The sequence below is a fragment of the Exiguobacterium sp. s128 genome (genome assembly GCF_018618815.1).
Lineage (GTDB): Bacteria > Bacillota > Bacilli > Exiguobacteriales > Exiguobacteriaceae > Exiguobacterium_A > Exiguobacterium_A antarcticum.
In genome coordinates this window covers 1-24980 of the sequence record NZ_JACSMT010000021.1, presented here as the reverse complement: position 1 = coordinate 24980, position 24980 = coordinate 1, and the positions used below count along the sequence as shown (strand labels likewise).

Genomic DNA, 24980 nt, shown 5'->3' with positions numbered 1-24980 from the left:
AAACAGACCCCGTGCCTCAGCACAGGGTCTGTTTGTTGTTTAACTAATATACTGGGCTTCCTTCTTATCGATGATGTTGCGAATCCGATTTTCCGTCACCTGATAGGTCAACGCCAACCGGCGAATCGAAAGCCCGGTTTGATAGCGACGCCGAATGTCCCGGATCTGCCGCGGCGACAATTCGATGTGTTGCGTCAATAACAGGTCGAACTCGTCGAGGAGCGATGCATACGCTTGAGTCGTCGACGGTTTGACGGTCAGATTATCGATCTGATCGTTTACACGATCACCGTCCGCCCGGATAATCCGGTCGTGCGTGGCCTCGGAATCGAGAAACGCTTTGGCGACAAGCTCGGCGACATAAAACCGTTCCCCGCGTCCTTGTTTGTACAACGTCACTTTCCGGTAACCTTCTTGATTGATCCGTGGGCGCAACACAACACCTTGCCGCCGTTGTTTGACACCACGACTCGTCTCGATGGTCCGGTCGAGCGACCGGACGTTCCCTGATGTTGAGACTTGATACATGCCTGCATAGCCCTGTACTGCCTTCCAATGTTCCATATAATCAATGACCTCCATTCGGTCCTAAAACGACAACACTTCCTACTGTCATTATACCATTTTGCGAACAAACGTTCTAATGTGAACACTCCGTTTTTCTGTGCTAGTATTAACAAAAAAAGGAAGAGGTGTCAGGATGAAGTTTGTTATGTTACTCGGTCCGCAAGCGGTCGGCAAAATGACGATTGGTCAGGAACTCGAACAAAAAACGGGCATGAAATTATTCCATAACCATCAGACGATCGACTTGTTGCATCCGTATTTTGATTTCACGAAACCGGCGCATCATAAGCTGAAGGACTTGATCCGGCGGGAAATGTTCAAGGAAATGGCGGTCAGTGATCTCGAAGGCGTCATTTTTACGTTTTTATGCTTGTTTGGCGTCGAAGACGGCGGCATCGAATTCATCGAAGAGACCGTTCAACTGTTTGAAGAGGCCGGTGCCGAAGTCTTCATCGTTGAACTGGAAGCTGAAATGTCCACCCGTCTGGCCCGGAACCAGACTGAGAACCGTTTACTCCATAAGTTCACGAAACGGGACATCGCCGCGTCGGAAGCCAACTTGCTTGAAACCGCCGAACAGTACCGGACGCATTCGCTTCCAGGGGAACTGCCGTATCCCAACTATCTCCGCCTTGATACCGAGGGGCGTTCGGCCGGCGAAAGTGCCGAGACGATTTGCCGACACTTTAACTGGTCGACGAATCTGGTCGAACGATGAATCAATCCAAGCAGACGTATTTTCCGGTCTTCTTGACGCTCGGTTTGCTGCTGTTTAATATGTTGACGTCCTATTTACTGAGCGGACGGTTTTTCCCGAATCTCAGCCTGTGGGTGCCGATCGGTCTCAACATCTTGGTCGGAATCGGGTATATCGTTTCGCTGGTGCTTGGGCTTCGATCGGAGAACAGCTACGTCAAATGGTTTAGCATCTTGGCGAACATTGCCTTTTTACTATCGTTATCCGTCATCACCTTTTTGCTGTTACTCGCAAACGGCATCTCAGAACCGTAATCCGGACACGAAAAACCGTCTCTTCAGAAGCACGTTTTCTGAAGAGACGGTTTTATTTTTGTTTATTCAAAAGAATCGTCGACTCCACTCGACTTCTACAGGAAAAGGAAGCGTGCTTCCGTCAGGAACAGGCGAAACCCGGTCGTCAGGGGGACGACCGCGGCTTGCGTTCCGCCTGAGAAAAGCGAGCGGAGGAAAGACGATTCTTGGCTCACTTTGTTTAATGATTTTCCCCACTTCAATGCATCAAGTCACGTCGAAAGACCGGTCCGTCCGCATGAAAGCCATTCCCGAGCCAAACCGCTGCTTCTCCGTCCCGTCCCATCACGAACGGTAATAACAACGTTCGGGCCAGATACGCGACGATGACCGTCAATGCTTCTTCGATGTACCCCGCTCGGTCAGTCGGATCAAGTGCGTCATAGCTGAGTTGCTGACCGCTGAACTGAATCGTTGCAATCTGTTGTCTATCCCGTGTCTGCAGTGTCCAGACACAACCGTCCGTCGTATCTGCTGCTTCAATGTGTAAACGGGACGTCGTAAAGTCCGGATGCCGACCGTTCATTCTGTTTCCTCCTCTACGTCAAAAGCTGCAGTCGCATACGCTTCACCGTTAATCAGGATTGTTAGCTGGTGTGTACCCGGATAATGGACCCGCGTCGTCAAATTCCGGAACGACTGCCGTTTCGCAAACGTTTCCCGTCCCGTCACCTGCCGTTCACTGATCCGAAAGACCTTTTGACTCGTCCCCCGTTTTTTGACATAGTCGATTGCATATTCGATGCGCAGAACTTGTGGTTCTGTTGTCGTCACTTCAAAGGAAAAGGTCAATTCTCCGCCAATCGCAAGCGTCGGTGTCACCGTCAGTTCGTCGATCGTCACCGTCCCCCGCGTAACGAGACCAAACGCCTTTAAGACGTCCGGATGTCCTTGTTTCAGGAGCATCCGTGACGCATGCCGTAAAATCCAGTCCGTATGCGGATGGGTCCCGAGCTGTTCCAACCGTTCGATGACGAGTTCCGGATGGGTCTTTGCGATATCGTTGAGATGATTAGCGACACTCTTGCGGACGTACAGCGCCTCGTCCTGCAGCAAGTCATCTAAAATCGGCAGAACCGGACGCGGATCGGCAATCAACGCTGGAATCCGTTGTCCCCACGGTAGGCGCGGCCGGGTTCCTTCTGATGCCAAGCGCCGGACGTGCTCGTCACTCGACTGACTCCACCGGACCGCGATTTCTAAAAACCGCTCTTGATCTTCGAGCAGGAACCGTCGGACGGCAAACTCCGACGTCGAGTGACGGGTCAACCGTTCCAGTGCTACCATTGCCCGGTCCCAGGCATCATTCGGCGCATAAACTTCAATATAATCCGGAAAAACGATGCCCGGCAGTCCCGGAAACTCCGGGGCGATTGTTTCGAGGTGTGTCGCCGCTTGCTCAAAGTCAGCCGGCAAATATCGCTCGAGCTCGGTTGCAATTCGGCGGACCCGCTGCTTAAACGCCAGCTCCTCCCAGTCACCTTGTTGCACGACGTCTTTAAAGTCCGGTGCCTGCACCGCTTTCCCCAACCGGTTCAACCAGTCTGGTGTAAACACATCTTTAATCAAACTCATACATGATTCAATCCCCTCTTCGTCCGCTCCAATTTTAATAAGGCGGCTTTTCGCGCCAAGCCGCCGGCGTAACCTCCGAGATCACCCGTCAAGCGGATGACCCGATGACACGGAATGATCAGTGCGAGTTGATTGGCGCCATTTGCCCGGGCGACGGCACGGACCGCTGCCGGATTACCGACGCGCACTGCGAGTTCCTGATAGGAAATCGTCTCACCTGCAGGAATCTGTTGCAACTGTTCCCAGACCTGTCTCTGAAACGGCGTCCCGTAGAGGACGAGCGGAAGATCAAAGCGGTCACATCTTCCGGCAAAGTACGCTTCCAGTTGAACTGTCACTTGCTCAAAAACCGGTGTTTCGCCGGGAATGATGACGGCGCGGGCTGCGAGCCGCAACCGTTCCACTTCCCGTTCCAGCCCCCGGCGGTCCACGAATTCCAGTAAGTGGAGTCCTTGTTCATCGGCAATCGCCAGCATCGGTCCGAGCGGCGTATCGAGCCACTTCGCCTGAAGGTATGTTCCGTCCCATCGTTTGGGTGTCTCGCCCATGATGCGGGCAAAGGCATCGCGGAAACCGCTGCTCGATTCATAACCGCTCGCCAGTTGCGCCTCGATGACCGGTTGCCCGTTGCGGATTTCTTTCATCGCCAGTCCCATCCGCCGGGACCGGGCGTATTCGACGAATGTCATCCCGAACCGTTTTTTGAACTGACGCCGGGCGGTCGAGGCATCGAGTCCCAATTCACGGAAGTCGGCGTCTTTGAACCGTTTCTCGGGACTTGCTTCGACAGCGGCAACCAAGCGGCTGATGACGTCACTGTCACCAGGATAGGCCAGTGGTTTACAGCGTAAACACGGACGGTACGACGCAAGCAACGCCTCTTTCGCCGTCTCAAAAAATTCGCAGTTCTCCGGCTTCGGTTTCCGCGCCGGACACGTCGGCCGGCAAAAAATTCCTGTCGTCTTGACGCCGACAAAAAAGCTCCCCTCGTAGGAGGCATCACGGCGGACGAGTGCCGCATAATAATCCGTTTCCGGTAAAGTATTCATATCAGGCCCTCCCCTTCTTTTCTTCAGTATACCGAGTTTATCGTCCGGCATGTCGCCGAAAATCAGGCATGGATGTTTTCTTAAGGTACAAGGTTTCTTCCAACGGTGGATCCGGCATCGGTCTGTCGATCATCGAGCAAATCGTCACACTCCATACAGGAACATTGGAGTTGACGTCCGCAAAAACTCGGTTCATCGTCTCGATTCGGTTACCCGTTGCCTGAAACAATCCTTTAACGGGATTGTTTTTTTAGTTTGTTGTTACTGGTTCGACACTCCTTCTGAATTGGAATTCGATACACTAGAGAATGTCATTCTTTAGGCACAGCTTTGAAGGAGTTTTTTACTTATGAAATCATCGAACCGTTCGACCACATATATGCCCGGACTCGATGGACTGCGCGCCTTTGCTGTCATCGCTGTCATTTTGTACCATCTTTCGGTCCCGATGCTGCCTGGAGGATTCCTCGGCGTCGACCTGTTTTTTGTCCTGTCCGGTTATTTGATTACCGGCCTGTTGCTCAGTGAGTGGCAACAGACCAGACGGATTGATTTAAAACGGTTTTGGGTGCACCGCTTCCGCCGGTTGTTCCCCCCGCTTTTCGTCCTGCTTGTCCTCGTCCTCAGTTATGTGACGCTGTTTGAGCGGGACTTATTACATACGCTTCGCCAGGACATCGCCGCTTCGCTCGTCTACCTGACGAACTGGTGGTATATCGTCCATGACGTCTCCTATTTCGAATCATTCGGAAAACCGTCTCCCGTCCAAAACCTCTGGTCGCTGGCGATCGAAGAACAATTTTATCTCGTCTTTCCGGTCGTGCTCAGCTTCGGGCTTGCCTCCAAACGGATCTTGCTGTGGGGGATCGGACTGACTGCCGTCCTGTCGGCAGTCTTGATGGTGTTCCTGTTTACACCAAATGCGGATCCGAGCCGTGTCTATTACGGGACAGATACCCGGTTGTTTACGTTATTGATCGGCAGTCTTCTCGCCTTCGCCTGGCGACCGGAACGATTTAAGCGGGAGATTCCGTTACGGGGTTTCCGCTTATTGAACGCTACCGGTGCCGTGACTATCCCGTTCCTCCTTTTCTTCATGATCGTCACCAGTGAGTCCGGTCGTTTTCTGTATTATGGCGGGTTTGTGTTTGTCGCTATTCTTGCTGCTTTACTCATTGCCGTCGTCGCTCATCCGGCGTCTTTCTGGAGCCGTTTATTCGCAGCGAAGTGGCTGATTGCGATTGGTAAACGGTCGTACGGTCTGTACTTGTGGCACTTCCCGCTTATCACCTTGATGACGCCCGTCGAACAGATCGGCAGCTTTTCGTTCGGACGGAGTCTCGGAATTCTAACGGTTTTACTCATCATGACCGAACTCTCCTATCATTTCGTCGAGCGACCGATTCGCCGGCTTGGTCTTTTCGGATACATCCGACAATTCCAGATTCACCCCCGGACCTTCCGGCAGTTTTCCCGGACGAAGTGGGTTTCGGTGTCACTTGTGAGCCTGCTCCTGCTCAGCTTTGTCGGGAATTTATCGATTCTCGCCGTGTCGGACGAACCGGCTCACCAAACGATTCCGAAAGTCGCCGCGCCGCACGCGAAACCGGCACTCGTCAAAAAGCCAACGAACCCGGTGCCTGAGAAACGAACACGATTGATGTGCCGCCCGACGCTTGCGATCGGCGACTCGGTTCTGCTCGGGGTCGAGGATTATCTCGGCAGTACGCTCCAACAAGTGACGATCGATGCGAAACTTGGACGCCAGCTCCGGGAAGCTCTTCCGCTCAGCACGAAATATGCGGCGTACAACCAAACCGGACATCAAGTTGTTCTCCATCTTGGAACAAACGGCAGTTTCCGTCCTGATCAATTAGATGAACTGCTCGACCGGTTCGCAAACGCCGATCACGTCTTCCTCGTGACGATACGGGTCCCGCGTCCGTGGGAGCAGGAGGTCAACACGATGCTCAAACAAGCGGCCGAACGCAAACGGGTCTCGCTCATTGATTGGCATGCGGTCGCCGTCAAACATCCGTCGTACTTCGAACAGGACGGTGTCCACTTGAACATCAAAGGTGCCCGGGCTTATTCGAAGCTGCTCGCCAAAGCGACCGGGTGTAACGCTACTACTAAATAACGCAGCACAGCCACCATTCTCCGTTTGTCGAGAAGGTGGCTGTTTTAGAGCGTATAGACGAGTCCGATATATAGCAAACTGACACCAAGCAGACAGAACAGACTGCTGAGCAGGAACGGCAGGCGCTTTTGATAGGTCAACAGCAACAATCCGATACTGCCACCACCTGTTAAGAGGAGGACGATGTTCGACCAAAGAATCGGCGTGACCTCTCCAAGGGTTTGTAAATCCGGTGGCTCCAGATTACTGAGTGCTGCTGTCGCAAGAAACACACAACAGAGGATCAGACTCTCAAAACGTAGACCGCGCCGCGGATCAAAGTCCGGTTCCTTCTGCAACCGCCGTTTGACGAGTGTCCCGTTGATGAACGCATAACCAAGCACGGGAATCAGTAATAAGTGTTTCCATAATAATGCCTGCCCATACGGGACGTTCCACGCATTGCGATACTCGCTTAACGGAACACTTTGACGCATCAGGAAAAATCCGGTCACGATGACACCTAAAAACGTCAGTTGGGCGAACGGACTGAACCACCGTAAAAACGACGACCAGCGATTGGCATCCCGTGCACACCAACCGATGACGAACACGATGCCAACCCAAAACGCCATCAGGCTAAAATGGCTGGTCTGTAATATAAGCCCCAACAAGCCATGCTTCGCCGCGGCGTGACTGGTTCCGGAAATTCCAAGAAACAGCGGGACTGTCACACCAAGCAGTAACCACCGTTTGATGAGCAAGATTCGTTTCATGAACACGATGATGATTGCCATCAGTGCTGAAAAATACACCATCAAAAAATACTGACCGATCCTTACCTCAAATAGACTCGCCCGTATCGCTTCACGGATCGACAGCTCCAGTTCATGATGAAAATAGGAAAAGACACGCCACAGCGGGAAGCCGGCTCCTGTCACGATGCTGATCAGTGCTACACACGCCACACCGTCCAACACACCGAGTGTTGGTTTTTTATCGTCTGTCACAAACAGGAGTACCAACCGTCCCGCCCAAAGTGCCCCGCCTAAATAGATGAGCAGTTCACTGACGAGCCCACTCATGACCGTTTTTGACGGCGGAGCAACAGACCGATCACGATGATTCCTAAGACGAGGACTGCGACCATCCACGGTAAGACGGTCGGGACAAGACCGGTTTGAACGGGTTCCGTCGATTCTGTCGGGACGACACTCGCTTGTTCTGCTTCCATCGTCGCCGTTTGTTGTTCGGTTGGTTCAACTGAGCTTGCCACGGCTTCATCTAACCTTGTTTCAAAACGAATCGTCCCTTCGACCGGGTGACCGTCTTCTGAAATCAATTTCCAGCCAATCCGATATGTGCCAGTTTCTAGTTCCTGTTTCAACACAGCACTCAATTCGTTGCCGATGATCAACGGCTTTTCGAGCTCAACCGTCTGACCTTGAGCCGTCTTCAGCTCCAACGTACTTGTTTTTTCGATCGGCGTATCAAACGTCAGGCGGATCCGTTCCAGGTTTTCTTTTAAGACGGCACCCTCTTCGGGATTTGAATTCTTTAGACTTGTGTGAGCCGAGACCGAAAACGGCTGAAAGACGAATAAGACCAGAATAAACAGCACAAACCATTTTATCTTCATCGTAAACTCCTCCTGATTTCAGAAAAATGTGTAGAAAAAGACCCGCTGTTTCCAGCGGGTTCGGTTGTCCGATTAGTGTTGTGAGCGACGACCGCGAAGTCCGAAGAATCCAAGGATCGAAGCGGCTGCGATTCCGAGTAGTGACCAGAGGATACCCGCTGACGATTGTGCTTCAGCTGCTCCACCAAGACCTGTGTTCGGCATTCCGGCCGGGCTGCCTTTGAATTTATCCGGGAACTGATCGACGATGGCTGTCGCTGTCCCTTCTCCGACTCCGTACATGTGACCGTAAGCTTCACGGATCGCCGGGTACGTTTTATCGTAGTCTTTTTCATTGTAGCTATTGAAGGCCAGTAACAGTTGATCGACGTGGACCTTGAGTCCTTCTTCCAAGTCTTTCGACTTCATGCGACCTTCCGTTGCAGCATCGAGGAAGGCGGCTTGTTCGACGCGGTATTCATCCAGTTCTTGAACGGCCATGTCACGAGCTTCTTCGTCTTTCGCGCCAGTCGCTTTGACATAATCGACGAAGTAACCGATGTGGCTCGACCAAATTTTCTTGAACTCTTGTGCCGCTTCGCTGCCGTAGACAGAGCCGATCGATGCTGTCAGGTCATCTGTGTTCTCACCAAGTGCTCCTGCTGCTGCGTCGAAGTCTTTTGCTCCGTCAATCCCTTTTTGCATCGTCAGAATCGCAAGCGCTGCGTGTTCCGAGAAGTTTCGGTTTAATCCGGCACGAAGATCAGCTGCCGGTGTATCGACTTTCGTATTTTTGAATTTATCCGGGTATTGATCGACGATGGCACCGGACAACCCTTCACCCACCATATACATATGCTCGATGGCGATACGCAGATTGCTGTACGTGGCGTCATAGTCGCCCGCGACATAGCTGTCAAACGATGTCAGCAGTTGTGTGATATGGACTTTCAATCCACCTTCTAAGTCCGCTGCCTTCAGACGACCTTCTGTCGCCTTGTCGAGGAACGCCGCTTGTTCGACGCGGTATTCGTCAAGTTCTTTTAAGGCTTTTTGTTTCGCTTCTTCATCTTTGGCACCCGTCGCTTTGACATAATCGACGAAGTAACCGATGTGGCTCGACCAGATTTCCTTGAACGCTTCGCCTGCCTCATCTCCGTAGACAGATCCGACAGCGGCCGACAGTTCATCCGTATTCTGATTCAAGGCACCCGCTGCTTGTTCGAAGTCTTCTTTTCCGTCAATTCCTTTTTGCATCGTGACGACTGCTAAATACGCGTGTTCAGATAAAAGCTGATCAAGCGTCGCTCGCAAATCCGACGCGGGTGACGAAACATCGAGGGAGACCTTACCCGAACTGTGGGACATCTTACTATGATCTTCATGACCATGGGCACTGACACCTGCTGCTGGAATCAATAATGCGGCACTGAGTGGAACGGCGAGATACGACTTTTTCATCTTCATCTTGTAAACACCCCTTTGTTTTTTTGGACTACACAGAGATAACGTAAGCAGTTCACAAATAGTTTTACTTTTTCACATTTTTTCTCATAAATATTTTTCCAAGGAAAATATTCTTTCAATCCTTCCCAAAAACGCCTCTTGCCGACGAATGTCAGGAAGAGGCGTTTTGAGATCAATGATGATGCTGACCGCTAGATGTGGCTGGTGCTTGTGAGTGATAGGTCGCTTGTGCTTGTTCCAGTTCTGCTTCTGAGACGTCACCGACTTGAATCAGTGATTTGGGTGTATACAGCTGATCACCGACATGGACCATCCCGTTGACGACATACACGCCTGCTTTTTTGAACGGAATACTACTTACATAATGACCGTCTTTGTTTTCTGCTTCGAACGTCTCCGTATCGTCACTTCCAATTGGTGTGACTTGCACGTGGACGATCTCAATGTCCTGCGGATTTTCAATTTCAACAGCGACCGTCGTGCGCGTATCGGCTGCAATTTTCTCTGGCGCATAAAGTCCGACCTTCATCATCGGCGGTGCTGCTTTTGTTTCAAACTGGCAACCGGCAAGTAAAACAACGCTACTTACTACTATACTCGTCATAAACAGTCGTTTCATGCTGCAAGCTCCTCCTTGTCATGACGGCGTCGATTAAAAATTAAGAAGTCGAGCACGATGATAGTGACGACCGATAGAGCGGCCAGCGGCATCGTCAGACTAATCCATAAAATCAAACCGGCAACGATTTTTTGAACACGTCGGTCGACGGCCCGTTTCGGTGCGGTTAATTTTCCAGCTCCGTTACGGCGTTTCCACCATAAGACACTTGAGCTGATGACGATGAAAATCAAACCGAGACAAAGCGCCAGTCCAACGAGTTGATTCAACAAGCCAAACAGTTTTCCTTCGTGAAAACCAATCCCCATCGAAATCATCTTCGCGAGCAATCCATAATCGGAAAACGCCACGCTCGAGAGAATCGTACCCGAATATTGATCAAAATGCATCGTCTTCTCCTGCACCGGATTACTATGTAAGGAGGAGATCGTGTAGACACCCCGTTCGCCTTGCGGGAGTGTGATTTGATAGGGCTTGACGATGCCGCGTTGTGTCGCTGCCCGGTCCACTTCTGACACGGTCATCGGAATCGGTTTCGCCGGACCGGAAGTTGGAACGACATCATTTTGTGTCGCCCACGGAATATCCGCCGCGATGTCTTTCGTGACCACTTGCGACGTCAATGTCTCATCCAGTCCATACGCGTATTGCGGGAAGTTGGAATTCGTTTTCGTCGCGATTGTATTGATCCACTCTCCTGCGACACCGGACCACGCAAGTCCGGAAGCAATGATCAGAACAAGTCCAAGCGTCGACCAGATCGCGACTGAACCATGGAGTCCTTTCCAAAAGTTCCGTGCCCCGTCTTTCTTTTGAAAGGACGGGAACAATACCCGTTTGAAACTTCCCCGTTCACCACGCGGCCAAAAGAGATAGGACCCGGTAATCAATAGAATGATCGCCCAGCTTGCCGCAAGTTCGACGAGCAGGTTCCCGACTTTACCGGCAAATAATTCCCCATGGATTGTCTTGATGAATCCAAGCGGACCCTCACCGAGCCGTTGTCCTGTCACTTCTGCCGTATACGGGTCGACATAAACAAATCCGGCTTCTTCTCCGAACATCGCGCCCATCCGCGTCGTTCGATCGGCTTCTTCGAATTGTCCGATGGATGAGACCGTCGCTTCCGGATACTTCTTGTTGACTGCCTGAACTTGTTTTTCTAAAGAAACCCGTTCTCCGGACTCTTCGGTAAAGACCATCTCACTGTACAATCTGTCTTCAATTTGCGGTTTAAATAAGTAAATCGATCCCGTGACGGCAAGTATGATAAAAATGGGTGCAAAAATAATGCCTGCATAGAAATGCCACCGCCACATCGACTGGTACCAACTCCGTTGTTTTTTCGAAGTTTGATTCCGTTCTGTCATCGTATCCCCCCTTTTTGTCCCCCAAAAATATGTCCGCCTCGTGAACACCAATTAAGTATAAGCGGTTTCAAGATCTGTAAATTCTTCGTACTGTGGCGATTTTTTGCCAATCCGGTGATATGTCTACGTATTAATTAAGTAACTTCACCAGTAAAATCCACATCGTTTTTTCACTCTTATATAGGAAAATACTTATTTCCCCTACAAGTCGCCTCAATGATTTTGGAATTATTTCATATTTTTTAAGCTTTTTTAAATCCAATTAGAATCCGGGGGCGTATGCTGTTCAGAACGATACAGACAACAACTACCAAATACATGTTAGATGCACCCAAATTTGAGAGGATGATATCAAGATGAAACATACTAAAAAATTCGCAGCAACAGCCATGGCAGCAGCACTCGTATTACCAGGAACGGCAGCATTCGCTTCCGGCGGTTCGTCAGATGACAAGATGATGCATGAGGACAACGCGAAAAACGTCACGGTCAACACGAAAGCCGCTGACCTGCGTGCAACACTTGATCAGTTACTTTCTGAGCACTTCGTGCTCGCCGTCATGGACATGAAAAAACAATATGACGGATCAAAAGATGCTAAGTATTATGAAGCAGCACTCAAACAGAACGCCCTCGACATGACACCTGCGATCGCATCGGTCTACGGTGAAGAAGGCGCGAAACAGTTCGAGAAAATCTTCGTCGACCATAACAAATACACGACGGATCTCGTCAAGGCGGTCAAAGCAGACGACCAAGACGGCATCAACGCATCAAAAGCAGAGACGGAAGAGTTCGTCCAAGATCTTTCAAGTTTCTTAGATACAGCAACAGAAGGTAAGTTGCCGAAGGCAGCAGCGGAAGAAGTCCTCCGTACCCATGAAGCAGACGTCTACAAAACATTCCAACAATATGCAGCCGGTGACTACGAAGGATCGTACAACACGTTCCGTGAAGGTTACAGCCGCATGTATGACATCTCAAAAGCCCTATCAGTCGCGATCACAACACAGATGCCTGAGAAGTTCGACAACACGAAAGCCGATACAAAAGCAGCTGACCTCCGGTCAACACTTAACAGTCTCGCAGCGGAGCACGTCGCTCTTGCGAACATCAGCATGACAGCTGGCGTCGATCAAGCGAAAGACTACGATGCTGCAAACTGGGCTGAAGACATGCACACAGCAGACTTCAAAGCAGCTATGAAATCGGTCTACGGTCAAGCGGGTGCCGATCAGTTCGAGCAAGTCTGGACGAAAAACCACATCGAAGCACAAGCGAACCTCGTCACAGCAGCGATCAACGATGACAAAAAATTGATGGGTGACGCACAAGAGATGCTCAAAATGTTCTCAAATGACTTCGGCGCGTTCCTCGGTGCAGCGACGGAAGAAAACCTTCCGACAAAAGCAGCACAAGAAGCGGTTTCTGGTCATGAGACGTACGTCCAAGATACGTTCATGCAGTATGCCGAAGGCGACTACAAGGGATCTGTCGACACGTTCCGTGAGTCATACGCTTACATGTACGGCGTCGGGGCGAACCTTGGTGAAGCAATCGTCAAACAATCACCAGAGAAGTTCATGGACGGTACACCAGAATCAATGCCGAACACAGGTAACGGCGGCATGAGCGACACGAACTCAAGTGCAGCGACTACAGGCGCAATCGCACTCTTCGGTCTTGCTCTTGGAGCAGCTGGAATCGTGCTTGCACGTAAACGTCAAAACGCATAAGAATGGATTATCAAAAATATCCCCCTCAGAAATCATTTCTGAGAGGGATATTTTTATGTATAGAATAACTCGATCGAATACGGTGTTTTTCCAGGGTCCGATAAAGTTATTCCGTGATGTAGTCCTCTTCTTTTTTAAGGCGATTGCGACGTTTTGCGTGCACGACACCTGAAATGATGATCGCCAATAAAGCCGCCATAATAACAAGTACCATACTTGGATTTTCACTTAACCATATCCCTAGTTCCGACCATGTGACGGCTTCTCCGATCCGAACAATCAAAAAGGTCCATAAACCGGTATAGAGACCTGCCGCAGCGAATGTCATCGCTAAATAACGGGGTAACGGATAACCCAGTAATCCTGCGACGTAATGAATCGGATGACGGACACCCGGTAAAAAGAACGATAACCCAATCGCCCATAAACCACGGCGCTCCAAAATCGACTCTGCCTGCTCTAAAAATTTTGATTTCATCAAACGTTTCACGATCGGAATCTCACGGAAAAAACGGGCCAGCAGATAAAACCAGGCAAAGGCAATGAAAAAGACCGGCCATGCTGTCAACCAAATCAAAATCGGATGAATGCCTTCTCGTATTCGTAATGCGACATGCCCCATCATCAACACATCATCCGATAAAGGGGTAAACATAATTCCGCCCGCCAACCGAATCAACGCCATAACATCCATTACCTTCTCACTTCCCTCTTTTTCTCTCTATACTAAAGTATGCCCGATTTTTCTGTAGTTGAGCCCTTTTCTTTTCTTAACTAGTTCTTATCTTTTGGTCATCCGCCCAAAAAGTGCTTTCGATTTTTATGTACCATCAGGCTCAGAAACGGCTGTACTAATTGGAATTATAGTAGGTAGTCTCGTCACCGAACACTTCGATTGGATCGTCTGTTCTTTCGTGACGTCCAACGGCATCTTCTCAAACAACTTTGCTCTAAGCGGAGTCGTTTTTTCGTGAACGGATTCAGGGGAAAAGAAGGAATTTCGTTTGGAGTACGAGAAGGTAGTCTAAGAACATAACTGCTGAAACGATAGAGGAGGAATTTCCATGTTACATCGCCGGAAGACCTATACGATTCGCCCGGAACGACTGCAGGAATTTACCGAGTTCTTTCACACGTATCTCTACCCTTTACAAATCAGCCACGGTGCCCGTCTTGTCGGTCGCTGGGTGAACGAAGCAGAAGATGAAGTCATTGCGATCTGGGAATATCGTGATCGTGAACATTACGAACAAGTCGACCGGGACGTCCGTGGCAGTACACTGCGCCGCGAAGCGATGAAAAAACGCGCTCGTCTCGGAAAAAACCTTTATATTAAATCAACGGAAGACTTTTTGACCGCGACAGGTGTCTATGCCCCGCCGCGTGCCATCGTCAGCGTCACCGCCTATATTACGAATGAAGCCGGGCAAGTCCTGCTCGTCCGCAATCTCCATCGGGGCGACACGTACGAGATGCCGGGCGGCCAGGTCGAAAATCATGAATCGATTCTTGACGCCGTCAAACGCGAAGTCAAAGAAGAGACCGGTGCTGACGTAACGATTGACGGTATCACAGGGATTTATCAAAACATCTCGAGTCACGTTCTCTGTGTTGCATTCCGCGGTACGTATACAGCCGGCGAACTCCGTCCGCAAGAAGGCGAAACGGCAGAAGTCGGTTTCTTCGACTTGAACCGGGAGAACATCGAAACGTATATCAAACGGGAACATTTCCAGTTGCGGACGCTTGATGCGATGGATCCGCATTACTTTCCACATGCCCTTTATAAAGTCCGTCCTTATGAACTGGTCAGTCGTTACGATGGCAATGCACCGTCAGCTTTGTCCGGTCACAATTAATAGATATTAAAATGGACTGATGCAAAAAAGAATCACTCGACTTTTCGCGCCCTTTTCTCAGGCGAGACACAAGCCAGGTTTCCCGCCTCATTCAGGCAGGGAACCGGGTCTTGTTTGTCTCTGACAGCGCAAAATGCGCTTTTTCCTGCAGAAGTTGCGTGAAGCGAGTGATTCTTTTTTTACGAGATAAGGGTGGCAGATCATTATTCTGCCACCCTTATCTTTGTAGAGAATGATTTTTGAGGCCATCCTTTTTTCTATAGGTTGATCATTCTTTAGAGAGTAAACGTGCAGTAATGCCGGCGTCATCCGTGACGTAAACTGCATCCTCTTGCCGGTTGACTTCGTAGGGAGATTGTTCAAGTGTTGCCACCGCTGTTTCAAGCGAAGCAGCATCCGGATAAATCAGTGTCCAGTAGGTCAGACCCACCGCATCAGCCGGTGTTTTCGGTGCATCGACCCCCGCCCAGACATTTGTTCCGATATGGTGGTGGTAGCCGCCGGCAGCGAGGAACAATGCCCGCATTCTTGAAGTATCCGCCGCCACATCAAAGCCGAGCGTCTCGACATAAAACTTCCGCGCCGCTTCCAGCGATTTGACGTGGAAATGGACGTGTCCCATGACGGTATCTGCCGGCATGCCGTACCAGTCTTCTTCACCTGCTTCGACGAGCATACTTTGCCAGTCGACCGGGTCTGTCGTCATCTTGACGTCGCCGTTCGCTTCATACGTCCACGTGTCACGTGGACGATCGGCATAAATTTCAATTCCGTTCCCGTCCGGATCCGATAAATAAAACGCTTCGCTGACGAGATGATCCCCCTGCCCGAGTTCAATATCTTGGGCGATTAAGTTGCGGATGACGAATCCGAGCTCTTTTCGGTTCGGCAATAAAATCGCGAAATGATACAGTCCCGCCACCGAATTTTTGGGCAGTTGTTTTGCCGTGCTGTGTTGCTCCAAAATGACGAGTGGTGTTGTCTTTGCACCGAGTGTTGCCGTTTTCTCGTCTTGTGTTAAAACGTTTAGCCCCAGTGCATCCCGGTAAAACGCAATCGATTGTTCTAGATTGGTAATCCGTAAGCTGACGGGTCCGAGTGTAATGTTTGGATTGATGTTCATCTTGCTTCCTCCTTATAAGTTCGCTTCGTATCTCCATTATCAGTCAGAAGTGAAGAGAACGGAAGTAGGCACAAAGAAGTGGTATAGTATCCTAAACGATACCATGAAGGAGGACTACCGATGGAAGAGACCCCAAGTTGCCGCGTCGAGACGGCACTCGAAATCCTGACCGGGAAATGGAAACCATCGATTTTGCTCGAACTGATCACACATGACACGCTCCGTTTCAGCGAACTGAAACGAAATCTCCCGAACATTACGCAAAAAATGCTGACGGCCCAGCTCCGGGAACTGGAGTTGAACGATATCGTCCACCGGGAGATTTATCAGGTCGTTCCGCCGCGTGTCGAATACTCGCTGACGGATTATGGAAAAACACTCATTCCTGTTTTAAATGCCATTAATGCCTGGGGCGAAAAACATGTCGAGCATTTGGCGCAGAAAGACAGGCTTCAAGATGCTACTAGTTCTAGTACCAGCGATTCATTTTAAGTGAATCGCTCTTTTTTATGGGATAATCTCCCTTATTTCGCGTATACTGATGGAATAAACTATATAAGGGAGCGAAACCCATGCATCAACTTCATGCGATTGAACAGTTAGTGGCACGCTTCAAACAAGATCCGGCTGTCGAAGCCATTTTTTTGAAAGGTTCATTTGGACGTGGTGAAGAAGATGTTTATTCGGATATCGACCTCTACTGCCTCGTGTCGGAAGAACGGATGGATAAGTTTTTAACCCGTCGACTGACGCACCTGTCCGTCTATCGCCCGATCATCTGGAAAGACGACATCTTTATCGTTGCACCGCAATTGATTGTCGTATACGACGATCTTCTGCATGTCGATCTGTTTACGGTAACACGCGAATCGTTAAACCATTCCGATACGATTCGTGTCTTGTATGATCCGAAAAGACAACTCGATGCGTACGTCGAGACCTCTTCTTTGGCACTCGGGACACAAGAAGCTGCAGATGAAGCGATTGATTCTGTCTGGTTTTTGTTCCAGTATCAAAAAGCAGCCGGTCGCGGGAATGCGTTATGGGCAGTCGAGATGTTGCGGAGCGCTCTGATCAAATTTGCCAAAGTCCTGTTGCACCGGTATGTTCCTCACCGGGCGCAACTCGGTTTAAAAACGATTGCTGATTATTTACCCGAAGGTCCACGTCTACGTCTTGAAGCCATTTATGCGGTTCTCGTTCCGGCTACACATGTGGAGGCGGCCCGTCTCTACCGGGAGTTTCTGCAGGCAGAACGGTCACATCTCCAACTGATGCTGGCTGATCAGCCGGAGACATTACAGTTACTCGACCGTTTGCTCGAATCCGAACAGGTCTGTTAGACGTCACACAAAAACCGGTTTCCTTTTAAAGGAACCGGCTTTTTTTATGTCTTACTTTACCTTAATCACAATCTTGCCTTTCGCATGACCTTCTTCGCCGTAATCGTGCGCTTCTTTGATCTGATCCAAATCAAAAATCCGGTCGACGACGGGTTTCAGCTCTCCGCGTTCGACGGCTTGCGCGATATGTTGCAGACGTTCGCCTGTCGGTTGCATGAAGACATAGGCGACACGTGCCTGTGCTTCTTTCGCCTGTTCCTCATCCGGTGGTGTCGAGATCGAGACAAGCATTCCGTTTGCCTTGAGCATCTGATACAGTTTCGCTTGTCCGTCGCCTCCCATCGTATCAAATACAAAATCAAGATCACGGACACGGTCCGCCGGGTCCTCTTGTGTGTAATCGATGACTTCGTCTGCGCCGAGTTCCTTCACCCAGTCGACGTTTTTTGTACTTGTCGAGGTAATGACGTGCAACCCGTGAGCTTTCGCGAGTTGGATCGCAACGGTTCCGACACCACCTGAACCGGCACCGATAAAGATTTTATCTCCGGCTTTCGCATCCATCACTTCAAACATGACTTGCCATGCTGTATGAGCGACGAGTGGTAAGGATGCTGCTTCTTCAAACGTCAGCGCTTCCGGTTTCTTGACGACAAGATGAGCATCCACCGCTACATACTCCGCATAAGTCCCTTGACGGGCAATATCCGGACGACTGAATACTTCATCGCCGACTTTTAAATCCGTCACGTTCGCCCCTACTTCTTCGATAATACCGGAGACATCCCAACCGATAATCAGTGGCATATCATAGCTGAGCATTTCCTTTAAGTATCCTTCACGCAGCTTCCAATCAACGGGATTGACGCTTGCCGCATGAACCTCAATCAAAACATCTTTCGGCCCAATCGTCGGACGCTCTAGCTCACCAACCTTAAATTGCTCTGATCCACCATACTGTTCAATATAAGCTGCTTTCATGTCATTTCCTCCTCTGATTGTTGTACCTCTTAGTTGTTCCCCTTCAAGACTTGTGACAAACGAAAAAAATGTACCGACTCGTCAGAATCGGTACACGTGTGTCAGGCATGAGCGGTTTGTTGAAGTGTTAATGCCGTGGCATTTAACGTATGAATGGCTTGCTGCAGATCACTGATTTGTTCCACTTGCGAGCGTGTCAGTCCTGATAATTGATCACTGCTCGTCAGTAAAAGATCCATGAAGGCATCCAGTTGTTCCGTGGCCTGAGTGATGTTCGTCAAACTGTCTGTAATCGTCACGAATTGTTGCCGCGCTCCGCTGATCGCTTGAACGGAATCGTTTGAATCCGTTGCAATCGTCTGCAATGCAACATGACTTCGTTGCATCCGTGCTTCTTGCTCTCGAAGTAACGTTGTACTGGCGTCGATTGAACTTCCGGTATTCATGACATCATGATCCACCCGTTCGATGATCTGATTGATTTCAGTTGAGGCTGCTGCCGTCTGTGCTGACAAATTTCGAATTTCCTGCGCAACAACAGTAAATCCTTTACCAAATTCTCCTGCACGAGCTGCCTCGATGGATGCATTAAGACTCAGTAAGTTCGTTTGTGTCGCAATCGCATTGATGCTTGACGTGATCGTGACGATTTCTTTGAAACGTCCTGCAAGTTGTCCAAAGGCAGCAACGGATTCGTCCATACTTCGTGTTAAGTGTTGCAGTGATTCACTCGCTTCACTGATCGTCTCTCGACTTTGTTCTGCCGTCACCTTCGAAGACGAACTGAGCGTCAAGGCTCGATCGACGGCTGTCGCGACGGCTGCAATCAACTCCACATTATCTGTGTTCATTTGTTTAATTTGTCGGACAGATCGTGCATTTTTCGATGAATTCGTTGCGAGCATCTGCATCGCCTCGTCGATTTTTTCAAAAGATCCTTTCGCCATATCGACGGTTTCACTCATCTCTTCTGTGAACGTCGTGACATCGGTCGCGGTTGCTGCCGATTGACTGAGTGTCAATTGAGAAGTTGCCGCATAGTGCTCCGCCTTTTCTTGTTGGTGTCTGACTTCGCGCATGACATTTCGTCCGAATACGGCGACAAACGTGGCTGCTGAAAATACCATCAAGTAGATGATCAAAGCAACGATTAAATCAAAAGTGCTCGTAAAAACAAGGGTTCCTGTTACCGTAAAGAAAATTAATTCGAATAACCCGAGCACACCTGCAAGAACGACTACACGCGGCATCAAATAAATGACGGAAATGGTTAAGTACAGATACGCAATCGTAAAAATACTTTGAGACGGTAACGTCACAAGCACAAGCGCAAGAACAAGATAGCTTAAAACGATTTGAACGTATTTCCCACTCGGTCGATCTCCGAAAAAATGATTTCCGGCAAGTAGCGCCACGGTCAACAGCAGACCACCGATTAAAAATTGATAAAATACACTCATCGAGACAAAATCAATCTGCGCAAAAATAAAAATAAGTGGATGGGCAATTGTGATCAATACAGGAATCAGACGAGAGAGTATCTTCGTACTCAATCGTTCAAGGGGCGACACCATATGCAAAACTCCTTCTGTCATATTCGTACAGTCTTTTATCGGTAAAAAAGGATCTGACGTTTAGTCTTCAACCGATTTTTCATGACTTGACGCTTGATTTCTGAAAAGCGTATGGTGAAATAAAACGATTGAAAGGTGGCTCCCTATGCTGTATGTATTAGTCGGGATCGCAGGTATTTTGGGTGCCTCTGCCCGCTATGGTCTTAGTCTGCTGATTGGTCACTTCACAGTCGGTTCGTTTCCATGGGCGACGTTAAGCATTAACCTGATCGGCTGTTTCGTCTTAGGATATGCAACTCATTTTTTATTTAAAACGACGTTGATTCATCAATACGCAATGACGGCACTCGGAACCGGTTTTGTTGGTTCCTTCACGACGTTTTCGACGTTCAGCGTCGAGTCCGTTGAACTGTTACGGGCCGGTTTTTACGGTTACGCCTTTGTGTATATCGTCATCAGTTTGTTCGGTGGATTGTTGATGTCTTATCTCGGCTACGCCCTTGGGACAAGACGGTTACGTCTGTTTCAGAAGGAGGACGCCTCATGAACCTTGTTGCTCTTGCGACCGGTGCCTTTTTTGGCGCTATCAGCCGATTTGCCATCAGCCAGTGGACCAAAACGATTTGGAAAAAAGATTTTCCGCTGGCGACATTCGTCATCAACACCCTCGGTTCTTTTTTACTCGGTCTCGTCATCGGTTCGCATCTTGATTCGACATGGACGTTATTGCTCGGAACGGGTTTTCTCGGCTCCTTTACGACGTTTTCGACGTTTAAACTCGAGACACTGCAACTCGTTCAGAATCAAAACAGAAAAACGTTGGCCCTTTACCTTGGACTCAGCTATCTTCTTGGTATCAGTGCCGCATTTTTAGGAATCATTGTTTCATTCAACATCTAAAAAGAACCAGGACTTGCCCCGACACACGGGAACAAATCCTGGTTCTTGTTCGTTCTTATTTTTTAGTCATTCAGCCAGAACAAGCCAACCGTTTCCGCTCCGGCATGTGTGCCAATTGCTGGACCAAACGTTCCGTCAAGGACGGTCAGTTCCGGAAACTTCGCTGCCACTTGTTTGCGTAAGTCAGCAGCCATCTCTGGTGCCATCGTCGTTGCGACATAAATCCGGTTTTTGTAGAAGGTCTGCTGACGCATAGCTTCTTCCACCTGTTTGATGATTTCGATGTAGGCTTTTTTCAGTGATCGTGCCTTTTTGAACGGGACGATTTTCCCTGATTCATCCGTCGTGATGATCGGTTTGATGCTGAGCAAGTTCGCGAGGAACAAATCTCCGGACGAGACACGTCCACCCCGGCGCATCGTCTCCATGTTCCCGACGATCATATAAAAGTGCGTTTTTTTCGCCAACTCATGTAAAGCCGCCGTAATCTCTTCGACTGACTTCCCTTCTGCTTCAAGCGCCATCCCGTAACGAATGAATTCCTGTTGGTTTTCAAACGCCGTATGCGAATCGATGATGTGGACCGGGAAGCTTGCCGCTTCTGCTGCCGATGCCGAACTTTGAACCGTACTCGACAGTCCATTCGTACAGTGAACCGCAATCGCACAGTCGTATCCTTCTTCTTTTAAGCGTTCATACGTTCCGACGAATTCTCCGAAAATCGGTTGTGAGGTCTTGGCGACTAGCTTTTTATCTGCCTCAAGCGCTCGGAATAACCGTTCGACGGTAATCGTATCCTCACTATAGGCTGTCTCACCGAGCAGGATTTGAATCGGTACGACATTGACGCCGATTGCTTCTGCCTCTTCCTTTTTGAAATAGGCCATACTATCGGTCACCCATGCTATTTTAGTCATTTTCCTATGCCTCCGTTAGATTCTTCTCGCTTTATCCTACCACATTCGCTTAGGTTGTTAGCAAAAAAAACGTTACTGCATTCGACTAAATTGGAAGGTCGTCCGTTTTTCATAGACTTCGCCTGCCCGTAAGACGACAGACGGAAAGTCCGGTTGATTGATGGCATCCGGTAACCCTTGGGTCTCAAGACAAATCCCAAGATACGGTGTCGCACGACGCCCGGCAATCGTAAAGTCACCGGCTAAATGATTGCCGGTATAGACGACAACACCCGGTTGATCAGTCTCGACACGCAATGTTCGACCACTGACCGGTTCTTCTAACACGATTTCTCCGCCTTCTTTTAATAAAAAGGGATGATCGACACCACTGCCCGCTTGTCGTAACGCTTCGTCACTTGCATGTGTCACTTCGTACAACGACCGAGCTGTCCGAAAATCAAAAACCGTCTCATTGACGGACAGAATCTCACCCGTCGGAACGGATTCGTCGTCTAACGGAATATAAAACGGCGCATCCATCCGTAGACGGTGTTGTTCAATCGTCGTTTTTGCATTTCCCGTCAAATTAAAATACGTATGGTTCGTCGGACTAAACGGAGTCGAAGCCGTCGTGTTCGCATGATACGTCAAGATCAACGCATCGTCATCGGTCCAGTCGATGGTCAACCGGACATCCAGTTGTCCCGGGTACCCGTTTTCGCCGTCTGGACTCGTCAACAACAGATGTAATGTCTCGCCGTCGATTTCATAATCAAAAAAACGGTTCGACCAGTTGACGCTCCCCCCATGCAGGTGATGGTCCCCTTCGTTTTGTTCCAACAGGTAGTTCATGCCCTCAAGAGCAAACGCGCCGTTGGCGATCCGACCACCGACCCGACCGATAGTTGCTCCTAAGTGATGCGGATCTTCTAAATATTCTTCAATATCATCAAAGGCCAATACGACATTTTCGATTGTTCCCTGTTGATCCGGAACGCGAATTGCCGTGATTTTACCGCCTAAATTGAGTAACTCTACGCTGTGTCCGCTACGATTCATCAATGTAAACGCGATGATCGGTTGCTCGCCGGAAAAACCGACTTCTTTTGTTGTAATCATGCGTTTTATCCTCCTGTGTCAATCTACTCTTGCTTTCATTTTTACCCAGGATCGGCTAAAAAAAAACAATCATTCGATTCTACCGGGCAGAATCAAATGATTGTCAGGACCAATCGGTGGTGACGGGAAGGAATATCTCTAGCCGTGTCCCGTTACCCGGTCGTGAATGAATCGTACAGCGTGCCGCAGTTCCATAACGCCGATGCAGTGCCCGCCGCAACAAAAATAAGTTGCTTGTTTCCGTCCGTTTGTCCTGCTCCCATCGCTTCAAAAATTCAAGTGGCATCCCGGTCCCATTGTCCGAGACTTCTACCACCCAATGCAATCCCTGTTGAAAGGCCCGGACATCGATCCGATGATGCGGACCACTTTGTGGAAAGGCGTGCCGTAACGCATTATCGACCAGTTGCGTCACAAACAACGGGAACACGAAATGTTCCTCGACGGCCGTCTCGATATCCAAATCAATCGTGACGGCCGCAGGTGTCAATGGATGATGACGCCGAATTCCTTCCAAGGAGAGATACGATTTGAGCGTCAGCAGCTCTTCTCGTAAGGGATAGGCATCGAGGCGTCGGGCCGTCATCAATAGTTGGCGAAGCGCTCCCAGTTGATGTTTGACCGGTGTACCGGGATCAGCCGTCTGATGAATCTCATCGATGATTCCAAGGAGGTAGTTCGTACTGAGGATCGGCTTGATCGTCGCACTCGGAAACTGTGCCAATTGTTCCTCTTGATAGGTGATCAGTTCGCGGGCAAGTAAGTCAACCAACTGTTCCATCGTCCGCTCCATCGTATCGTCAAATAAATCGGCCGGAAACCAGCAGACGATACCGGCTTTTTTCCCTTCGATGTGTAATGGATGAAACGATACGACTTGATGGGTCAACTTGTCTTCTGACCGATAGATTTGTCCATCCTCGACCCAGTCGAGGATGGTCTGATGCTGAAATAAATCCGCTGTATCCTGTCCAGTCCGGACATCGGCTAGAATCCCTTCCGCTCCAAGCAAGACGACACGATTGATTTTCGTTTCCGTCAGAATCGTCGCTCCGATCTGCCGGGCGACATCAACCGTCATTCCGTTTTTACGCAATGGACGGATTGCGTCTAGTAATCGATAGGAACGGGCCGATTCGCGAATAAATAATTCTTGCTCCAGTCGTAACTGTGTCCGTAAGATCGCGATGAAGACACTGACTCCGACCACATTGGCAACAAGCATCGGAAAGATCGCTTGACGCGTCAGCTCCAACACAAGGGCTTGATTCGTCGCAAGTATCAAGGCCACTCCAATATCAAGCAGGACGGCACACAAGACGATTCCAATCGGTTGCAACAAGGAATAACCATCCTTGACCCGCCACTGACGGCTGTACAATCCACTTAACAGTCCTGTGCCGATGGCGATGATCCAACCGGACTCTGCGCCGAACGAACCGAGCCAAAAGCGGTGAAACCCAACAAGCAGTCCCGTCAAACCACCGATGACCGGACCGCCAAGCAGACCACTCGTGACGACGATCGTCAACCGCGTATCGACGATCCACTGATCCGGTGAGACGGCTAAGCCGAGTAACGGGTCAATCGTTTGATCGGCTGAAATGCCGATGCCTGCATAGTTCATCAAAATACCGGATAGGACAAACAAACTCAATAAAATCAGACGATGGGCACGCCGTGAAGATGTTTGGAACAGGTGGCGTGACGTTCGCCACTGGGACAATAAAAAGGCCAATAAGGCTAACATACCTAACCGGCTCAGTAAAAACGGGATTTGCTCAAGCACTGGACTTCTCCCTTCTCGTCTAAAAACATCTTTTGTCTCTTTACTCTTTCCCGCTCACCCTTCCATTTCCCTACTCCTGTTTTGATTCTTTGCACACTCTGATCGTTTTTTAGTTTTCAACTGATGTTTTATACAGACGAATTGTAATATTAAGTGCAACACCTGACGGAAAACACAAAAAGCCCATAACGGCCTCGTGTAGAATGGAGTTACCACACCACAT

General features: G+C 49.5%; 26 protein-coding genes. 10 read left to right on the top strand and 16 right to left on the bottom strand.

Annotated elements, in window-relative coordinates; translation table 11 throughout:
- Positions 1-39: 39 nt before the first annotated feature.
- The gene (locus tag KNQ13_RS09510; protein WP_034774153.1) at positions 40-564 is read right to left on the bottom strand and encodes an NUMOD4 domain-containing protein; all 525 of its coding nucleotides are present in this window, start codon (positions 562-564) and stop codon (positions 40-42) included.
- A gap of 136 nt (positions 565-700) precedes the next feature.
- On the opposite strand from KNQ13_RS09510, the gene KNQ13_RS09505 reads away from it, so the two are divergent.
- Together KNQ13_RS09505 and KNQ13_RS09500 are read left to right on the top strand one after the other, a co-directional pair.
- Positions 701-1285 carry a DEAD/DEAH box helicase family protein gene (locus KNQ13_RS09505; protein WP_026830629.1) on the top strand — a complete coding sequence of 195 codons (585 nt, stop codon included), beginning with the start codon at positions 701-703 and terminating at the stop codon, positions 1283-1285.
- Complete coding sequence (locus tag KNQ13_RS09500) at positions 1282-1578, top strand: hypothetical protein (protein ID WP_026830628.1); 297 nt, start codon at positions 1282-1284, stop codon at positions 1576-1578. Before KNQ13_RS09505 ends, KNQ13_RS09500 begins: the two co-directional genes overlap by 4 nt.
- A gap of 238 nt (positions 1579-1816) precedes the next feature.
- Here the strand turns inward: KNQ13_RS09500 and KNQ13_RS09495 are convergent, their stop codons facing one another.
- The 3 genes from KNQ13_RS09495 to KNQ13_RS09485 are packed head-to-tail and all read right to left on the bottom strand — an operon-like array spanning position 1817 to position 4241.
- Complete coding sequence (locus KNQ13_RS09495) at positions 1817-2143, bottom strand: hypothetical protein (RefSeq protein WP_026830627.1); 327 nt, start codon at positions 2141-2143, stop codon at positions 1817-1819.
- Positions 2140-3192 carry a DNA alkylation repair protein gene (locus KNQ13_RS09490; protein ID WP_034774150.1) on the bottom strand — a complete coding sequence of 351 codons (1053 nt, stop codon included), beginning with the start codon at positions 3190-3192 and terminating at the stop codon, positions 2140-2142. Before KNQ13_RS09490 ends, KNQ13_RS09495 begins: the two co-directional genes overlap by 4 nt.
- Positions 3189-4241: a bifunctional transcriptional activator/DNA repair enzyme AdaA gene (locus KNQ13_RS09485; protein WP_026830626.1), complete on the bottom strand. Its 1053-nt coding sequence runs from the start codon at positions 4239-4241 to the stop codon at positions 3189-3191. Before KNQ13_RS09485 ends, KNQ13_RS09490 begins: the two co-directional genes overlap by 4 nt.
- A 68-nt stretch (positions 4242-4309) precedes the next feature.
- On the opposite strand from KNQ13_RS09485, the gene KNQ13_RS09480 reads away from it, so the two are divergent.
- Both KNQ13_RS09480 and KNQ13_RS09475 read left to right on the top strand, forming a co-directional pair.
- On the top strand, positions 4310-4465 hold the full coding sequence (locus KNQ13_RS09480; RefSeq protein WP_150111978.1) for an ATP-binding protein: 156 nt from the start codon (positions 4310-4312) through the stop codon (positions 4463-4465).
- Between the two features lie 125 nt (positions 4466-4590).
- Positions 4591-6381, top strand: a complete 1791-nt coding sequence (locus KNQ13_RS09475) for an acyltransferase family protein (protein ID WP_026830625.1) — start codon at positions 4591-4593, stop codon at positions 6379-6381.
- A 44-nt stretch (positions 6382-6425) separates the two neighbouring features.
- Here KNQ13_RS09475 and KNQ13_RS09470 read toward each other — a convergent pair whose 3' ends face one another.
- The 5 genes from KNQ13_RS09470 to KNQ13_RS09450 form a co-directional block, all read right to left on the bottom strand.
- On the bottom strand, positions 6426-7445 hold the full coding sequence (locus KNQ13_RS09470; RefSeq protein WP_026830624.1) for a copper resistance D family protein: 1020 nt from the start codon (positions 7443-7445) through the stop codon (positions 6426-6428).
- On the bottom strand, positions 7442-7999 hold the full coding sequence (locus tag KNQ13_RS09465) for a copper resistance CopC family protein (protein WP_026830623.1): 558 nt from the start codon (positions 7997-7999) through the stop codon (positions 7442-7444). The genes KNQ13_RS09470 and KNQ13_RS09465 overlap by 4 nt, the downstream gene beginning before the upstream one ends.
- Before the next feature lie 72 nt (positions 8000-8071).
- The gene (locus tag KNQ13_RS09460; protein WP_026830622.1) at positions 8072-9445 is read right to left on the bottom strand and encodes a hypothetical protein; all 1374 of its coding nucleotides are present in this window, start codon (positions 9443-9445) and stop codon (positions 8072-8074) included.
- A 172-nt stretch (positions 9446-9617) separates the two neighbouring features.
- Positions 9618-10064: a hypothetical protein gene (locus KNQ13_RS09455; protein ID WP_014969308.1), complete on the bottom strand. Its 447-nt coding sequence runs from the start codon at positions 10062-10064 to the stop codon at positions 9618-9620.
- A complete protein-coding gene (locus KNQ13_RS09450; protein WP_034774146.1) occupies positions 10061-11434 on the bottom strand; it encodes a PepSY-associated TM helix domain-containing protein in 1374 nt (457 codons plus the stop codon). Before KNQ13_RS09450 ends, KNQ13_RS09455 begins: the two co-directional genes overlap by 4 nt.
- A 356-nt stretch (positions 11435-11790) precedes the next feature.
- On the opposite strand from KNQ13_RS09450, the gene KNQ13_RS09445 reads away from it, so the two are divergent.
- Complete coding sequence (locus KNQ13_RS09445) at positions 11791-13170, top strand: hypothetical protein (RefSeq protein ID WP_026830621.1); 1380 nt, start codon at positions 11791-11793, stop codon at positions 13168-13170.
- A gap of 106 nt (positions 13171-13276) precedes the next feature.
- Here KNQ13_RS09445 and KNQ13_RS09440 read toward each other — a convergent pair whose 3' ends face one another.
- Positions 13277-13864 carry a DedA family protein gene (locus tag KNQ13_RS09440; protein ID WP_014969305.1) on the bottom strand — a complete coding sequence of 196 codons (588 nt, stop codon included), beginning with the start codon at positions 13862-13864 and terminating at the stop codon, positions 13277-13279.
- Between the two features lie 370 nt (positions 13865-14234).
- Between KNQ13_RS09440 and KNQ13_RS09435 the strand changes: the two genes are divergently transcribed.
- The gene (locus tag KNQ13_RS09435) at positions 14235-15029 is read left to right on the top strand and encodes an NUDIX domain-containing protein (RefSeq protein WP_051590478.1); all 795 of its coding nucleotides are present in this window, start codon (positions 14235-14237) and stop codon (positions 15027-15029) included.
- A 268-nt stretch (positions 15030-15297) separates the two neighbouring features.
- On the opposite strand, the gene KNQ13_RS09430 is transcribed toward KNQ13_RS09435, so the two are convergent.
- Entirely contained in the window at positions 15298-16152 is an 855-nt protein-coding gene (locus tag KNQ13_RS09430; protein ID WP_026830620.1) for a VOC family protein, read from the bottom strand.
- A gap of 120 nt (positions 16153-16272) precedes the next feature.
- Here KNQ13_RS09430 and KNQ13_RS09425 point away from each other — a divergent pair, with 120 nt between their 5' ends.
- Positions 16273-16644 (top strand): winged helix-turn-helix transcriptional regulator, encoded by a 372-nt coding sequence (locus KNQ13_RS09425; protein ID WP_026830619.1) that lies wholly within the window; start codon positions 16273-16275, stop codon positions 16642-16644.
- A gap of 80 nt (positions 16645-16724) precedes the next feature.
- Positions 16725-17495, top strand: coding sequence for a nucleotidyltransferase domain-containing protein (locus KNQ13_RS09420; protein WP_026830618.1), 771 nt, complete (start codon positions 16725-16727; stop codon positions 17493-17495).
- A 51-nt stretch (positions 17496-17546) separates the two neighbouring features.
- On the opposite strand, the gene KNQ13_RS09415 is transcribed toward KNQ13_RS09420, so the two are convergent.
- Entirely contained in the window at positions 17547-18476 is a 930-nt protein-coding gene (locus tag KNQ13_RS09415; RefSeq protein ID WP_026830617.1) for an NADP-dependent oxidoreductase, read from the bottom strand.
- Positions 18477-18577: 101 nt separating this feature from the next.
- A complete protein-coding gene (locus tag KNQ13_RS09410; protein WP_236624358.1) occupies positions 18578-20071 on the bottom strand; it encodes a methyl-accepting chemotaxis protein in 1494 nt (497 codons plus the stop codon).
- 124 nt (positions 20072-20195) lie between these two features.
- On the opposite strand from KNQ13_RS09410, the gene crcB (KNQ13_RS09405) reads away from it, so the two are divergent.
- A complete protein-coding gene (crcB, locus tag KNQ13_RS09405; protein WP_026830615.1) occupies positions 20196-20597 on the top strand; it encodes a fluoride efflux transporter CrcB in 402 nt (133 codons plus the stop codon).
- Complete coding sequence (gene crcB / locus KNQ13_RS09400; protein ID WP_014969297.1) at positions 20594-20950, top strand: fluoride efflux transporter CrcB; 357 nt, start codon at positions 20594-20596, stop codon at positions 20948-20950. Before crcB (KNQ13_RS09405) ends, crcB (KNQ13_RS09400) begins: the two co-directional genes overlap by 4 nt.
- Before the next feature lie 62 nt (positions 20951-21012).
- On the opposite strand, the gene KNQ13_RS09395 is transcribed toward crcB (KNQ13_RS09400), so the two are convergent.
- From KNQ13_RS09395 to KNQ13_RS09385, 3 genes are all read right to left on the bottom strand, one after another.
- On the bottom strand, positions 21013-21867 hold the full coding sequence (locus tag KNQ13_RS09395; protein ID WP_014969296.1) for a DegV family protein: 855 nt from the start codon (positions 21865-21867) through the stop codon (positions 21013-21015).
- A gap of 72 nt (positions 21868-21939) precedes the next feature.
- Positions 21940-22968 carry an aldose epimerase family protein gene (locus KNQ13_RS09390; RefSeq protein ID WP_014969295.1) on the bottom strand — a complete coding sequence of 343 codons (1029 nt, stop codon included), beginning with the start codon at positions 22966-22968 and terminating at the stop codon, positions 21940-21942.
- 103 nt (positions 22969-23071) lie between these two features.
- Positions 23072-24757, bottom strand: a complete 1686-nt coding sequence (locus KNQ13_RS09385) for a LytS/YhcK type 5TM receptor domain-containing protein (protein ID WP_026830614.1) — start codon at positions 24755-24757, stop codon at positions 23072-23074.
- Between the last annotated feature and the right edge of the window lie 223 nt (positions 24758-24980).

Coding starts and splice junctions, on each gene's coding strand:
- KNQ13_RS09470 (WP_026830624.1), bottom strand. CDS start 7,445: ATGAGTGGGCTCGTCAGTGAACTGCTCATCTATTTAGGCGGGGCACTT.
- crcB (WP_026830615.1), top strand. CDS start 20,196: ATGCTGTATGTATTAGTCGGGATCGCAGGTATTTTGGGTGCCTCTGCC.
- KNQ13_RS09435 (WP_051590478.1), top strand. CDS start 14,235: ATGTTACATCGCCGGAAGACCTATACGATTCGCCCGGAACGACTGCAG.
- KNQ13_RS09410 (WP_236624358.1), bottom strand. CDS start 20,071: ATGACAGAAGGAGTTTTGCATATGGTGTCGCCCCTTGAACGATTGAGT.
- KNQ13_RS09455 (WP_014969308.1), bottom strand. CDS start 10,064: ATGAAACGACTGTTTATGACGAGTATAGTAGTAAGTAGCGTTGTTTTA.
- KNQ13_RS09390 (WP_014969295.1), bottom strand. CDS start 22,968: ATGATTACAACAAAAGAAGTCGGTTTTTCCGGCGAGCAACCGATCATC.
- KNQ13_RS09415 (WP_026830617.1), bottom strand. CDS start 18,476: ATGAAAGCAGCTTATATTGAACAGTATGGTGGATCAGAGCAATTTAAG.
- KNQ13_RS09510 (WP_034774153.1), bottom strand. CDS start 564: ATGGAACATTGGAAGGCAGTACAGGGCTATGCAGGCATGTATCAAGTC.
- KNQ13_RS09440 (WP_014969305.1), bottom strand. CDS start 13,864: ATGGATGTTATGGCGTTGATTCGGTTGGCGGGCGGAATTATGTTTACC.
- KNQ13_RS09500 (WP_026830628.1), top strand. CDS start 1,282: ATGAATCAATCCAAGCAGACGTATTTTCCGGTCTTCTTGACGCTCGGT.
- KNQ13_RS09480 (WP_150111978.1), top strand. CDS start 4,310: ATGGATGTTTTCTTAAGGTACAAGGTTTCTTCCAACGGTGGATCCGGC.
- KNQ13_RS09465 (WP_026830623.1), bottom strand. CDS start 7,999: ATGAAGATAAAATGGTTTGTGCTGTTTATTCTGGTCTTATTCGTCTTT.
- KNQ13_RS09490 (WP_034774150.1), bottom strand. CDS start 3,192: ATGAGTTTGATTAAAGATGTGTTTACACCAGACTGGTTGAACCGGTTG.
- KNQ13_RS09485 (WP_026830626.1), bottom strand. CDS start 4,241: ATGAATACTTTACCGGAAACGGATTATTATGCGGCACTCGTCCGCCGT.
- KNQ13_RS09425 (WP_026830619.1), top strand. CDS start 16,273: ATGGAAGAGACCCCAAGTTGCCGCGTCGAGACGGCACTCGAAATCCTG.
- KNQ13_RS09445 (WP_026830621.1), top strand. CDS start 11,791: ATGAAACATACTAAAAAATTCGCAGCAACAGCCATGGCAGCAGCACTC.
- KNQ13_RS09505 (WP_026830629.1), top strand. CDS start 701: ATGAAGTTTGTTATGTTACTCGGTCCGCAAGCGGTCGGCAAAATGACG.
- KNQ13_RS09450 (WP_034774146.1), bottom strand. CDS start 11,434: ATGACAGAACGGAATCAAACTTCGAAAAAACAACGGAGTTGGTACCAG.
- KNQ13_RS09495 (WP_026830627.1), bottom strand. CDS start 2,143: ATGAACGGTCGGCATCCGGACTTTACGACGTCCCGTTTACACATTGAA.
- crcB (WP_014969297.1), top strand. CDS start 20,594: ATGAACCTTGTTGCTCTTGCGACCGGTGCCTTTTTTGGCGCTATCAGC.
- KNQ13_RS09430 (WP_026830620.1), bottom strand. CDS start 16,152: ATGAACATCAATCCAAACATTACACTCGGACCCGTCAGCTTACGGATT.
- KNQ13_RS09475 (WP_026830625.1), top strand. CDS start 4,591: ATGAAATCATCGAACCGTTCGACCACATATATGCCCGGACTCGATGGA.
- KNQ13_RS09420 (WP_026830618.1), top strand. CDS start 16,725: ATGCATCAACTTCATGCGATTGAACAGTTAGTGGCACGCTTCAAACAA.
- KNQ13_RS09395 (WP_014969296.1), bottom strand. CDS start 21,867: ATGACTAAAATAGCATGGGTGACCGATAGTATGGCCTATTTCAAAAAG.
- KNQ13_RS09460 (WP_026830622.1), bottom strand. CDS start 9,445: ATGAAGATGAAAAAGTCGTATCTCGCCGTTCCACTCAGTGCCGCATTA.